This is a genomic window from Roseomonas chloroacetimidivorans (genome assembly GCF_049629625.1).
GTDB lineage: Bacteria > Pseudomonadota > Alphaproteobacteria > Acetobacterales > Acetobacteraceae > Roseomonas > Roseomonas chloroacetimidivorans.
Genome location: NZ_JBNBZS010000018.1, coordinates 13,342 through 25,203 on the forward strand (window position 1 = coordinate 13,342; position 11,862 = coordinate 25,203).

An 11,862-nucleotide genomic window follows, 5' to 3' on the forward strand; every position below is an offset into this window, starting at 1 on the left:
GGGCGGAAGCCGCCTCCTAGGCTGCCAGGGCCGTGGGGGGGGGGGGGGGGGGGCCCCCCCCCCCCCCACGGCCTTTTGCCATATGGCCCATTCCGCCTGTGATGAGTTCCGGCCCGGCCGGCAGGCCGTGATGGGCCGAACCAGCGGGACGAGTGCTCCGGGCTGACCACCACTCCATCGCAATGCTACGCCGGTCCGATGGACAGATTGCCCGAATCCACCATGTGGTCCGCGCTTCGCCCGCCCTTGGCGCATTGCTGAGGCCCCGGCATGACCCGAAACGGCCGACCGGTGCTGGCCTGGGCCCTCTATGATTGGGCCAATAGCGCCTTCCCCACCATCGTCTCCACCTTTGTCATCGCCGCCTATTTCGCGCGGGGTGTTGCGCCGGATCCGGCGACGGGCCAGGCCCAGTGGGGCTGGATGCAGGCGGCGGCAGGGCTCGCCATTGCCATTCTCTCGCCAGTGCTCGGCGCGATCGCGGATGCCGGGGGGCGGCGGCGGCTGATGCTCGCCCTTTTCACCGTGCTTGCGGCGGCGCTGACGGCGCTGGTCTGGTTCGCGCGGCCCGATCCGGCCAACACCCTGTTCCTGCTGGCCTGCGTCGGCGCAGCGACCGTGGCCTACGAGATTGCCACCGTCTTCTACAACGCCATGCTTCCGCAGGTGGCGCCGCCGGAGAAGATCGGGCGGGTATCCGGCCTGGGCTGGGGGCTCGGCTATGCCGGTGGCCTGACCTGCCTCGCCCTCTGCCTCCTGCTGCTGATCAGGCCAGACCCATCGCCGCTCGGGCTGGATCGCGCTTCGGCCGAGCATGTGCGTGCCACCGCGGTGCTGGCCGCTCTGTGGATGATGGTCTTCGCGCTGCCTCTCCTGCTTGCTCTGCCGGACCCGCGCGGCCCGCGTCCTGGCTGGGGTGAGAGTGCAGCGCGCGGCCTGGCCGAGATCGCGGGGCTGCTGCGTGCGCTGCCCCGCGCCCCGCGTCTTGGCCGCTTCTTGCTGGCGCGGCTTTTCTATACCGACGGGCTGAACACGCTCTTTGCCTTCGGCGCCATCTATGCGGCCGGCGCCTTCGGCATGGGCCTCGACCAGATCCTGATTTTTGGCATCGCCATGAACGTCACGGCGGGTCTTGGCGCCGCCGGCTTCGCGCTGGTGGAGGACCGCATCGGTTCCCGCACCACCGTCCTCCTGGCACTGGCCGCCATGGTGGTGCTGGGTGCGGCGCTGCTGCTGGCGGAAAGCGTGACCTGGTTCTGGATCTTCGCCCTGACGCTTGGCCTGTTTTTCGGTCCGGCCCAGGCAGCCAGCCGTGCCTTCATGGCCCGCATCGCGCCGCCCGGGGAACTCGCGGCGCATTTCGGACTGTTCGCCGTGTCCGGCCGGATTACCGGCTTCATCGGCCCCGCCGCGCTGGCGGCCGTGACGGCGGCCACCGGCAGCCAGCGCGCGGGCATGGCAACGATCCTGGTCTTCCTGGCCGTTGGCGCGCTGATCTTCGCGACGGTGCGGGAGGCGGAGCCGGAATAGCGCTGCAATGCCCTGCCGGCATCAATGCGTGGCGGTGCCTTCCGGCAGCCAGGCCCAGGGGCGATGTGCCTGATCAGCCCGGGCAAAGGCATCAATGGCCTCAGCATGGCTGAGGGTCAGATCCACATCGCTCCAGCCGTTCAGCAGCTTGGTCCGCCACACCGGATCGATGCTGAACGCCCAGCGCAGTTCCCCGGCCGAGACGCTGCACGCCTCCAGATCGACCGTGACCTGCTGGCCGCCCGCTTCCAGCCAGGCGAGCAACGCCTCGATGGCGTCCTCCTCCAGCCGTGCCGGCAACAGCCCGTTATTGATGGCGTTGCTGCTGAAGATGTCGCCGAAGCTCGGCGCCAGCACGCAGCGGATGCCGTGATCCACCAGCGCATAGGCCGCCGCTTCCCGCGACGAGCCGCTGCCGAAATTGCGGCGTGCCACCAGGATGCCGCTGCCCGCCCGCTCCGGCCGGTTCAGGGGGAAATCCGGCCGCGGCGCGCCGTCCGGGCCGAAGCGCAGGTCATGCAGCAGGAAATCGCCATAGCCGGCGCTGCGCGGGCGGCTCATGAATCGTGCGGGGATGAGCTGATCCGTGTCCACATTGGCCATGGGCAGCGGACAGGCGGTGGCGGTCAGGATACGGAAGGGTTGCATCAGGCGCGGCCCTCCAGCAGCGGGCGCACATCGGTCAGATGGCCGGTGACCGCCGCGGCGGCGACCATGGCGGGGGACATCAGATGCGTCCGCGCGCCCTTGCCCTGGCGGCCCTTGAAGTTGCGGTTGGTGGTGGAGGCGCAGCGCTCGCCCGCCGCGACGAGATCGCCATTCATGCCGACGCACATGGAGCAGCCGGATTCCGCCCATTCCAGTCCGGCCTCGCGGAAGATGCGGTCCAGCCCTTCTTCCTCCGCCTGGCGCTTCACCGGTGTCGATCCCGGGGAAACAAGGCCGGGCACCCGCGCGCGGCGCCCCGCCAGCACGGCGGCGGCGGCGCGCAGATCCTCGATCCGGCTGTTGGTGCAGGAACCGATGAAGACGCGGTCCACCGGGATGTCGGAGAGCTTCTGCCCGGGGCGCAGGCCCATATAGTCCAGCCCGTCCCGGATCTGCGCGGCGCGCGCGGGATCGGCGGCACGGTCGGGATCGGGCAGGGTGGCGGTGACGGGCAGCGCGTCCTCCGGGCTCACGCCCCAGGTGACGACCGGCACGATCTCGGAGGCGTCCAGTGTCACCTCGCGGTCGAATGCCGCATCGGGATCGCCGGGCAGCTCAAGCCAAGCCTCCGCCGCGCGGTCGAAATCAGCGCCCTTCGGCGCGAAGGAACGGCCGCGCAGGAAATCCAGCGTCGTCGAATCGGGCGCCACCATGCCGCAACGCGCGCCGCATTCGATGGAGAGATTGCACAGCGTCAGCCGCCCCTCCATCGAAAGGACGCGCACGGCGGAACCCGCATATTCCACCGCATGCCCCTGTGCGCCACCGGCGCCGATCCGCGCGATGATAGAGAGCGCCATATCCTTCGCGCCGATCCCGGCGCCAAGCGCGCCTTCCACCGACACGCGCATACGGCGTGGCCGACGCTGCCAGATCGTCTGGGTCATCAGCACATGCGCGACCTCGGAGGCGCCAATGCCGAAGGCGAGGGCACCGAAGGCCCCGTGTGTGGAAGTGTGGCTGTCGCCGCAGACAATGGTCAGCCCCGGCAGGGTCAGGCCCTGTTCAGGCCCCACCACATGCACAATGCCCTGGCCCGGATCGTCCAGCCCGAACAGCCGCAGCCCGTGCTGCGCGGCATTGTCGGAGAGCTGGTCCACCATGCGCCGCAGCGTCTCGTCGGCGATCGGGGCGCCGCGGCCGCGCGTCGGCACATAGTGGTCGGCCACGCCGATATTGAGGTTGGGTCGTGCCACGCCCGCGCGCCGCGCGCGGAGCTGGTTGAAGGCATGGTGCGAGCCTTCATGGAAGAAATGCCGGTCGATCCACAGCAGGGCCTGCCCATCCTCGCGCGTCAGGATGACGTGCCCGTCCCAGATCTTGTCGAACAGCGTGCGCGGCGCCTGCCCGGCCATCTGCCATTCCTCCCGATACGGCCGGAACGATAAGCGTGGGACAGGCCTGTTGCAATCTTCCTGTTCTATATCCTAGACAGGAAGCTGTCTGATACGATGAACAGGTGGGGCAGGGAGGGGACGGTTGAGCGCGTCGGTCGAACCCTTCAAGGCGCGCCGGATCTATCTCGTACTGCGCGACCGGATCGCGGCTGGCACCCTTCCGGCCGGTGCCCGCCTGCCGGGTGAGCCTGACCTGGCTGCGGAGCACGGTGTGGCTCGCGTGACCATGCGCCGTGCCCTGGACCAGTTGGCGCAGGATGGGCTGGTGGAGCGCCGCCCCGGGGTGGGCACCTTCGTGCGTGGCACATCGGCGTTGCCGCCCACCGTCGTCGACCTCTCCGATGTCCTCTCGCATCTGAAGGAAATGGGACGCCGTACAGAGGTGCGTCTTCTCTCCTTCAGCTACGTCACCCCGCCGCCCGCCGTGGCGGAGACACTGCACCTGCCGCCCGGCGAGGCGGCACAGCGGGCCGTGCGCGTGCGCCGCATGGCCGAGGGCCCTTTCTCTCATCTCACGACCTATGTCCCCGCCCGGATCGGCCGCACCTATTCGGAGGCGGATCTGGCGAGCCAGCCCTTGCTGGTGCTGCTGGAACGCTCCGGCCTGCGCATGGGACGCGCGCGGCAAAGCATTGGCGCGACCCTTGCCGGGCCTGAACTGGCGGAAGCGCTGGAGGTCGAAATCGGCGCGCCGCTGATCGAGCTCACCCGCCTCGTGCAGGATGAACAGGGCCGTCCTGTCGAGCATCTGCGTGCCCTGTACCGTCCCGATCGCTTCTCCTTCGAGATGCATCTCCAGCGCATCGGCGCGGATGGTGACCGCCGTTGGAGCCCTATGGCCCCCAGCGAGGCAATCCCGGCCAGTGAGGAGCAAGAATGAGCATGGCATCCCTGAAGCGGCGCCTCGCCGAACCGCGTGCCGTCACCGCCCCCGGTGTCTATGACGCGCTGACCGCGAGCCTGGCCGAGGCGGCGGGCTTCGAGGCGGCCTATGTCTCCGGCGCCGCCGTCGCTTACACGCGCCTCGGCCGTCCTGATATCGGGCTGGTTTCCATGACCGAGATGGCCGAGACCGTCGCGCTGATCCGCGACCGCGTGTCGCTGCCCCTGGTGGTGGATGCCGATAACGGCCACGGCAACGCGCTGAACGTGCAGCGCACTATCCGCATGTTCGAGCGCGCGGGCGCCACCGCCCTGCAACTCGAGGACCAGACCCTGCCCAAGCGCTGCGGCCATCTGCAGGGCAAGTCGATCGTCCCGGTTGGCGAAATGGTGGGCAAGATCAGGGCCGCCGTCGATGCGCGCGCGAGCGATGAGACGGTGATCATCGCCCGCACGGATGCTGTGGCGACGGATGGCTTCCAGGCCGCGTTGGACCGCGCCGCGCTTTATGCCGAAGCGGGCGCCGACGTGCTCTTCATCGAGGCACCACGTGACCTCGCGCAGATGCAGAAGATCGTCGAGGCCCTGGGCGCAACGCGCCCGTTAATGGCGAATATGGTGGAGGGTGGCGACACGCCCATTTCGACCTCCGCGGAGTTGAGCGAGTTGGGCTTCCGTCTGGTGATTTTCCCAGGTGGCATCGTGCGTGCCATCGCCCATACAGCGCAGGACTATTACCGCTCCCTGGCAGCCAACGGGTCCAACAAGCCCTTTGCCAGCCGCATGTTTGATTTCGGTGCGCTGAATGCACTGATCGGCACGCCGGAGATGCTGGAGCTGGGCCGCCGGTACGAGCATCGGGAAGCTGCGGAGTAGCGCCCAGGCCAAAAGCGATGCGGGCCGGAAGGAACGCCTCTTCCCTGGGCTTCCTCTCCTTCTTCCAGCGACGCTGATCTCCTGATCCGCTCTCGGCCCGCAGCGCCGTCGCGAACAGAAGGATGACTCAGTCGTCCTGCTCCGCATACAGAAGGGCCAGAAGATCCGTCAGCACCTCGTCAGCCTGGTAGAGGCCATAGGCGCGCACGTGATCGGCCAGTTCGCTGATGGCGGAGATGACGTCCGAGTGCGGCCGCCTCGGTCGCCCGGTTGGGGGCGGTGATGGCAGGCCGGGGACGGAAAGACCTCTCTCGGTCATGTCGTCTTCCATGGAACGTGGAGCACAGCGTCTCGGTGAATGCCGAAGACCCGGTCCGGACAGCAGATTAGCGCGCTGAAAACCGGAACGGGAGAGAAAACAACGCATGAGCGCCAGGAAGGACGCAATATTCTCACGCATGTGGAAGCTTGTTCGAAAGAGTGTGGAACTCCTGACATTGGCAATTGCCGTATGGTAGGCTCAGGATGTCACGTCGTGCCGGGAGCGGTGACAGGCCACGCCGTGGCGGCGACGTTCACGCCGAGGTCATAAGCAAGGCGGCCTGGAGGAATGACGCTTTGGAATCCTTGTCTTCCACGCAGTCTGCTGACGCGGATGATGTCCTGGAGCACGCCGTGACGGAGGCGTTGGACCGAATCCTGTCTCGTATGCCGGCCGAGATGCGGGCGGCTGCGTTGCGGTCCCTGCGCATGGAGCTGGAACGTTGCCTGGCCGAGGCGCCCATCAGCGGTTCGCCGCTGGATGCTGTCCGGGTGCGTGCCCGTCTCTCCGCTGCGGTGGCGGCGTTTGGGCCAAAATAGGCGCCCTCTGATTCTTTAGAAGTTCCTTCGGGAGGTTTTGACAGGGCGCTTGCCATTCGGCGTTCTGGAAAGAACATTTGGCGAACAATGCCCCCCGATTCGGTCCGTTCCGCCCTGCCTCGGATTCGCCTTTGCTCCGGAAGGGGGCAGCGGTGAGGCGGCGTTTCTGTCGGCCGCCCCGGTTGCGGGAAGCCTTTCCGCCCATCCGGCCCGCGCCGGAGCAGCGGGCTGAATTCTTCAATTCCACGGGGAACCCCACGGGCACCCGGATCCTCGCCCTGCACCTGCCTGGGCTCGCGACGGAGATCCTGCGCGTTCCCGGTCCCGTCCTGACCTGGCGCATGGAGAGAAACCGCCGGGTAGTGGCCGCGGCTGATATACAGGCCATGGCCCTGGGGGTGCGGCCCGGCCAGGCCCTGGCGGACGCCCAGGCGCTTGCGCCACAGGTCGCTGTGCATTCCGACGCGCCGGAGACGTCCGCATCGCGCCTTACGGCGCTGGCCCTCTGGGCCCTGCGGCTGGCCCCGCTGGTGGCGCCCGACCCGCCGGACGGGATTCTCGTGAACATCACCGGCACCGGGCACCTGTCCGGCGGCGAGGAGGCCATGATGCGGCGGGTGCTGGCGGGGCTGGCCCGGCTGGGGCACACGGCCTACGCCGCCGTGGCAGGCACGGCTGGCGCTGCCATGGCCCTGGCCCGCTGCGGCGGGTCATTCCCCGTGCCACCGGGTGGCGAGGCGGTAGCCATCGCCACCCTACCCATCAGCGTCCTGCGACTGGAGGCGGAGGTGACGACCGGGCTGCGGCGGCTCGGCCTGCACCAGATTGGCGATCTGCTGGCGCAGCCGCGCGCCCCGCTGGTACGGCGCTTCGGGGCGGGGCTTTCCCTGATGCTGGACCGGGCGACGGGCGATACCGCCGAGCCCTTCCGCAGCATCCGCCCCGTGCCGGAGTGGAGCGTCGCGCTGGATTTCGAGGAGCCGCTCATCACCCGCGCCGCCATTGACGGAGTGGTGGAGCGACTGCTGACGCAGCTCTGTACGCAGCTGGCCAAGGAGGGGCAGGGGCTTCGCCGCCTGGTCCTACGCGCGCACTGCGTGGACGGCGGTGTGCAGGAGGCCGAGACCGGCCTCGGCCTGGCCAGCCGCGACCCGCATCACCTGGCACGGCTGCTCGCCCCGAAGCTGGAGAAATTGGCACCGGGTTTTGGCTTCGACCGCATCGCGCTTCTGGCAGAGCGGATGGAGCCGCTCGCCGCCGCGCAGGCCGGGCTGGTGGAGGAGGATGAGCGGCTCGCGCTCTCGGCCCTGCTGGACCGCGTGGCGCAACGCCTGCCCGCCTGGCGCCTGCGCCCGCGTGAGAGCCACTGGCCCGAGCGCGCGGTGGAGCGGGCCGATCCCCTCTCACCCGCGCCGGTTCCAGAGGGCTGGGCCGCGCGCGACCATCCCTTGCGCCTGCTGCGCCGTCCGGAACGGCTGGAGGCCGTGGCGGTGCTGCCGGATGCGCCACCCTTCCGCATCCGATGGCGGGGCCAATGGGTTCTCGTGCGCGCGGCGGAGGGACCGGAACGGCTGGAGCCGGAATGGTGGCGCGACCGCGCTGATCGTCCGGTACGCGACTACTACCGCGTGGAGATGCCGGATGGCCGCCGCCTCTGGGTCTGCCGTTCCGGCGGCCCCGGATCGCCGCGCTGGTTCCTGCATGGATTGCTTCCGTGACCGTCCATGCCGGACCCGGCTTCGCCGAGTTGGGCGCGATGTCGAACTTCACCTTTCTGGAAGGTGCGTCGCATCCATGGGAACTGGTGCTGGCGGCTCGGTTGCTGGGCCATGCCGCCATCGGCATCGCGGACCGCAATTCCTTCGCTGGCCTGGTGCGCGGCATGGCGGCGGCGGAGGATGAGGAACTGGGTGGGGGCATCCGTTTCGTCCCGGGCTGCCGCGTGGCGCTGGAGGACGGACAGGAATACCTGGTCTGGCCCACGGATCGCGCGGCCTATTCGCGGCTGGCCTCCATGCTCTCGGCCGCGCGGATGGTGGGAGAGAAGGAAGAGTGCCGGATCACCCGTGATGCCCTGATCGCCGCGGCGGAGGGACAGGTGATGGCGATCCTGCCGCCGGATGCGCCGGGTGATGATTTCGCGCGTCGCCTGCGCCGCGATGCCGAGGCGATGCGTCGCATGCTGGCGTTGCCTCTCTTTATTGCCGCGCATCACCGCTTCAGGGGCGATGACCGGCGGCGCTTGCGCGTACTCTCGACCATGGCGGGCTCGGCCCGGGCGGGGCTGCTGGCAGCAGGCGGGGTGCGGATGCATGCGGCGTCACGCCGGCGGTTGGCAGATGTGGTGACGGCGATCCGCCTGGGCGTGACGGTGGACAGGCTGGGCTTCCATGCTGCCGCGAATGCCGAGGCGCATCTGAAGCCACCCGCCGAGATGCTGCGCCTCTTCGCTGGGCATGAGGAGGCGGTGGAGGCGACACTGCGCGTGGCAGAGGCCTGCCGCTTCAGCCTGCGCGACCTTTCCTATGAATATCCGGACGAGATTCTGGAACCCGGCCTGACCGCGCAGGAGACGCTGGCACGACGCGTGGCGGAGGCGGTGCGGGAGAGATGGCCGGAAGGCCCGCCGCCGAAGGTAGCCGCGCAGATCGCCGAGGAGATGGCACTGATTGCGCGCCGGGATTACGCGCCCTATTTCCTGACCGTGCATGAAATCGTGCGCTACGCGCGATCGAAAGGAATACTCTGCCAAGGGCGCGGCTCGGCGGCGAATTCGGCGGTATGCTATGTGCTCCGCATCACCTCTGTCGATCCATCCAAGCATCGGCTTCTCTTCGCCCGCTTTCTCAGCGATGCGAGGGGTGAGCCGCCGGATATCGACATCGATTTCGAGCATGAGCGGCGCGAGGAGGTGATTCAGCACATCTACAAGCGCTATGGCCGCGACCGCGCAGCGCTGACCGCGACGCTGATCCGCTATCGTACCCGAAGCGCGGTGCGGGAGGTGGGGAAGGTTCTGGGGCTGTCGGAGGATATCACCGCGCGATTGGCCAAGGCCTCCTGGCATGACGGCGCGGAGACGCTGCGCGACGTGGCACGCAGCGAGGGGCTGGATCCCGAGGCGGATCCGCGCCTCGGCATGGCAATGGATCTGGCAGATGAACTGCACGGATTTCCGCGCCATCTGGCCACGCATGTCGGCGGGTTCGTCATCACGCGCGGAAAGCTGACAGAACTGGCTGTCGTAACAAAAGCGGCGATGGAGAACCGCCATACCGTCGAATGGGACAAGGACGATATCGGCGATCTTCAGATGCTGAAGGTGGATGTGCTGGGCCTGGGGATGCTCTCCTGCCTCAAGCGCGCCTTCGACCTGCTGCGGCGGTACGAGGGTTTGAACCACGATCTGCAATCAGTGCCGCAGGATGACGCGGACACCTATGCGATGCTGTCGAAAGGCGATTCCCTCGGCGTCTTCCAGGTGGAAAGCCGCGCACAGATGAACATGCTGCCGCGCATGCGGCCCAGCAAATATTATGACCTGGTGATCCAGGTTGCGATCGTGCGGCCGGGCCCGATCCAGGGTGACATGGTCAACCCCTATCTCCAGCGGCGCATGGATCCGGACAAGGTGGAATATGCGAAGCCGGAGCTGAAGGCCGTTCTGGAGAAAACACTCGGAGTGCCGCTTTTCCAGGAACAGGCGATGGAGATGGCGATTGTCGCGGCCGGCTTCACGCCCTCCCGCGCGGATGAGCTGCGCCGCTCCATGGCTTCCTTCAAGCACGATGGAAAGCTCGACACGTTTCGTGGCGAGTTCGTGGGGGGCATGATCGCGCGCGGCTATGCGCCGGACTTCGCGGAACGCTGCTTCCGGCAGATCCAGGGCTTCGGCGGCTATGGATTTCCCGAAAGCCACGCGGCCTCCTTCGCGCAACTCGTCTACATCTCCGCCTGGATCAAGTGCCATCACCCCGCCGTCTTCGCGGCGGCGCTGCTGAACAGCCAACCCATGGGCTTTTACGCGCCGGCACAGATCGTGCGTGACGCGCAGGCGCATGGCGTGACCGTGCGCCCGCCCGATGTGACTGCCAGCGACTGGGATTGCACGCTGGAGCGGGACGGGGCGGGATGGGCGCTGCGGCTGGGGCTGCGTCTCGTCTCAGGCCTGCCAAAGGAGGAGGGGGAGCGCATCCCCGCGCTGCGCCCGGATGTCTCCCCGGCCGCCCTGGTGAAGGCTGGGCTTGGCCGCCGCGCGCTGGATGCCCTGTCGCAGGCCGATGCCTTCCGCGGCCTCGGCCTGGATCGCCGCCGCGCCCTGTGGGAAGCGGCGGCGGTGGAGCGCGCGGCGCCACCCCCGCTGCCCCTCTTCGTCGCGGCTGAGGCCGCCCCGCGCTTGCCCGGGGAAACACGCGGCGAGGAAACGGTACTGGATTACAGCGCCACGGGCCTGACGCTCCGCACGCATCCGGTTGCACTGCTGCGGGATGCATTGCGGCAACTCGGCGCTCGGGACAGCCGCGCGGTGGCGGCAGCGCGCCAGGGGCAGCGTCTTCGCGTGGCGGGGCTGGTGCTCGTGCGGCAGCGGCCGGGCACCGCGAAAGGCATCGTCTTCTTCACGCTGGAGGATGAGTTCGGCACGATGAACCTGGTGCTGCATCCGCAGGTGATCGAAACGAACCGCGCAGCCGTGGTCGCGGCGCGGCTGCTTCTCGTGGAAGGACGGGTGGAGCGGTATGACGGTGGCGCAGTGCCGGTCGTGCATCTCGTCGGCGAGCGGCTGTCGGACCGCTCCGCCCTGCTGGACAGCTTGCACCGGATGGGCGAGGTCCGCGTGCCGACGGCCCGCGCAGACGAAGTGACGCGCGGCACCGACCATCGGCCCGATACGCGCGCTTCCTCCTTCCCGGGCAGCCGCGACTGGCGGTAGGCCGCCAGTGGCGGGAGTTTTCCCGCCACTGGCATGGATCAGCTGGGGTTCACCACCAGGCTTTCGGCCGCCACCGTCACCGTTCCCGCACCGGTCATCGAGACGGGCGCGTTGAGCGGGGAAACGAGCAGTGGATTCCCACCTGAGGCCGCGTCATACAGCCCCACATGCGTCAGCGTGCCGGCAGAGGCGGCGAAGACGAAGCGAAGTGCCTCGGCATTGCGCTGGGCACCGGTGCCCGTGAAGGTCACACGCTGCCGTGCATAGCCAAGGCCCGCCGGCTCTCCCGTCAACCCAGCGGTGGCGCTGCCACCCGTGCCGAGCGCAGCATAGACGGTGGTGGGCAGGCTGGGCCCCCGGCCGCAGACGGCGCGGGCCAGCAGGTTGCGAGCGTAATCGGTCAGGTCGGACATGGGATCTCCTGTCGGGAAGGGGAAAGGTCCGCGGGGCTTGTCAGGCGAAGACGCCAAGGATGAGACGGGACAGCTGCGGCCCCGTCTCCGTCAGCTCCTCGGGTACGGGGCGCAGCACATGCTCGCGCCGGAGCACATAGGCCACCTCGTCAAGCAGGATTGGCCCCACCTGTCCCTCGGGCACGGGCAGGGCCGCGAGCGCGGCATCCATCGCCTCCGCCGGCCCGTGCCAGCGCATGTCGACATATTCGGGCATGGTCTGATC

At 68.5% G+C, this 11,862-nt stretch carries 11 protein-coding genes; 6 read left to right on the forward strand and 5 right to left on the reverse strand.

The window, feature by feature from the left end; translation table 11 throughout:
* The first annotated feature begins 270 nt into the window (after positions 1–270).
* A complete protein-coding gene (locus tag ACO1BU_RS15150) occupies positions 271–1,530 on the forward strand; it encodes an MFS transporter (RefSeq protein ID WP_424136799.1) in 1,260 nt (419 codons plus the stop codon).
* Between the two features lie 21 nt (positions 1,531–1,551).
* Here ACO1BU_RS15150 and leuD read toward each other — a convergent pair whose 3' ends face one another.
* Positions 1,552–2,178: a 3-isopropylmalate dehydratase small subunit gene (leuD, locus tag ACO1BU_RS15155; RefSeq protein WP_424136800.1), complete on the reverse strand. Its 627-nt coding sequence runs from the start codon at positions 2,176–2,178 to the stop codon at positions 1,552–1,554.
* Complete coding sequence (gene leuC, locus ACO1BU_RS15160; protein WP_424136801.1) at positions 2,178–3,593, reverse strand: 3-isopropylmalate dehydratase large subunit; 1,416 nt, start codon at positions 3,591–3,593, stop codon at positions 2,178–2,180. Before leuC ends, leuD begins: the two co-directional genes overlap by 1 nt.
* 124 nt (positions 3,594–3,717) lie before the next feature.
* On the opposite strand from leuC, the gene ACO1BU_RS15165 reads away from it, so the two are divergent.
* On the forward strand, positions 3,718–4,515 hold the full coding sequence (locus ACO1BU_RS15165) for a GntR family transcriptional regulator (RefSeq protein ID WP_424136802.1): 798 nt from the start codon (positions 3,718–3,720) through the stop codon (positions 4,513–4,515).
* Complete coding sequence (locus tag ACO1BU_RS15170; protein WP_424136803.1) at positions 4,512–5,393, forward strand: isocitrate lyase/PEP mutase family protein; 882 nt, start codon at positions 4,512–4,514, stop codon at positions 5,391–5,393. The genes ACO1BU_RS15165 and ACO1BU_RS15170 overlap by 4 nt, the downstream gene beginning before the upstream one ends.
* 127 nt (positions 5,394–5,520) lie before the next feature.
* On the opposite strand, the gene ACO1BU_RS15175 is transcribed toward ACO1BU_RS15170, so the two are convergent.
* Positions 5,521–5,712: a hypothetical protein gene (locus ACO1BU_RS15175; protein ID WP_424136804.1), complete on the reverse strand. Its 192-nt coding sequence runs from the start codon at positions 5,710–5,712 to the stop codon at positions 5,521–5,523.
* Between the two features lie 356 nt (positions 5,713–6,068).
* Between ACO1BU_RS15175 and ACO1BU_RS15180 the strand changes: the two genes are divergently transcribed.
* From ACO1BU_RS15180 to ACO1BU_RS15190, 3 genes are all read left to right on the forward strand, one after another.
* Positions 6,069–6,254, forward strand: coding sequence for a hypothetical protein (locus ACO1BU_RS15180; protein WP_424136805.1), 186 nt, complete (start codon positions 6,069–6,071; stop codon positions 6,252–6,254).
* 152 nt (positions 6,255–6,406) lie between these two features.
* Positions 6,407–7,972 carry a Y-family DNA polymerase gene (locus tag ACO1BU_RS15185; protein WP_424136806.1) on the forward strand — a complete coding sequence of 522 codons (1,566 nt, stop codon included), beginning with the start codon at positions 6,407–6,409 and terminating at the stop codon, positions 7,970–7,972.
* The gene (locus ACO1BU_RS15190; RefSeq protein WP_424136807.1) at positions 7,969–11,184 is read left to right on the forward strand and encodes an error-prone DNA polymerase; all 3,216 of its coding nucleotides are present in this window, start codon (positions 7,969–7,971) and stop codon (positions 11,182–11,184) included. Before ACO1BU_RS15185 ends, ACO1BU_RS15190 begins: the two co-directional genes overlap by 4 nt.
* A 38-nt stretch (positions 11,185–11,222) precedes the next feature.
* Here the strand turns inward: ACO1BU_RS15190 and ACO1BU_RS15195 are convergent, their stop codons facing one another.
* Together ACO1BU_RS15195 and ACO1BU_RS15200 are read right to left on the reverse strand one after the other, a co-directional pair.
* Positions 11,223–11,597: a phage tail fiber protein gene (locus tag ACO1BU_RS15195; RefSeq protein WP_424136808.1), complete on the reverse strand. Its 375-nt coding sequence runs from the start codon at positions 11,595–11,597 to the stop codon at positions 11,223–11,225.
* A gap of 40 nt (positions 11,598–11,637) precedes the next feature.
* Positions 11,638–11,853, reverse strand: a complete 216-nt coding sequence (locus ACO1BU_RS15200; RefSeq protein WP_424136809.1) for a hypothetical protein — start codon at positions 11,851–11,853, stop codon at positions 11,638–11,640.
* Between the last annotated feature and the right edge of the window lie 9 nt (positions 11,854–11,862).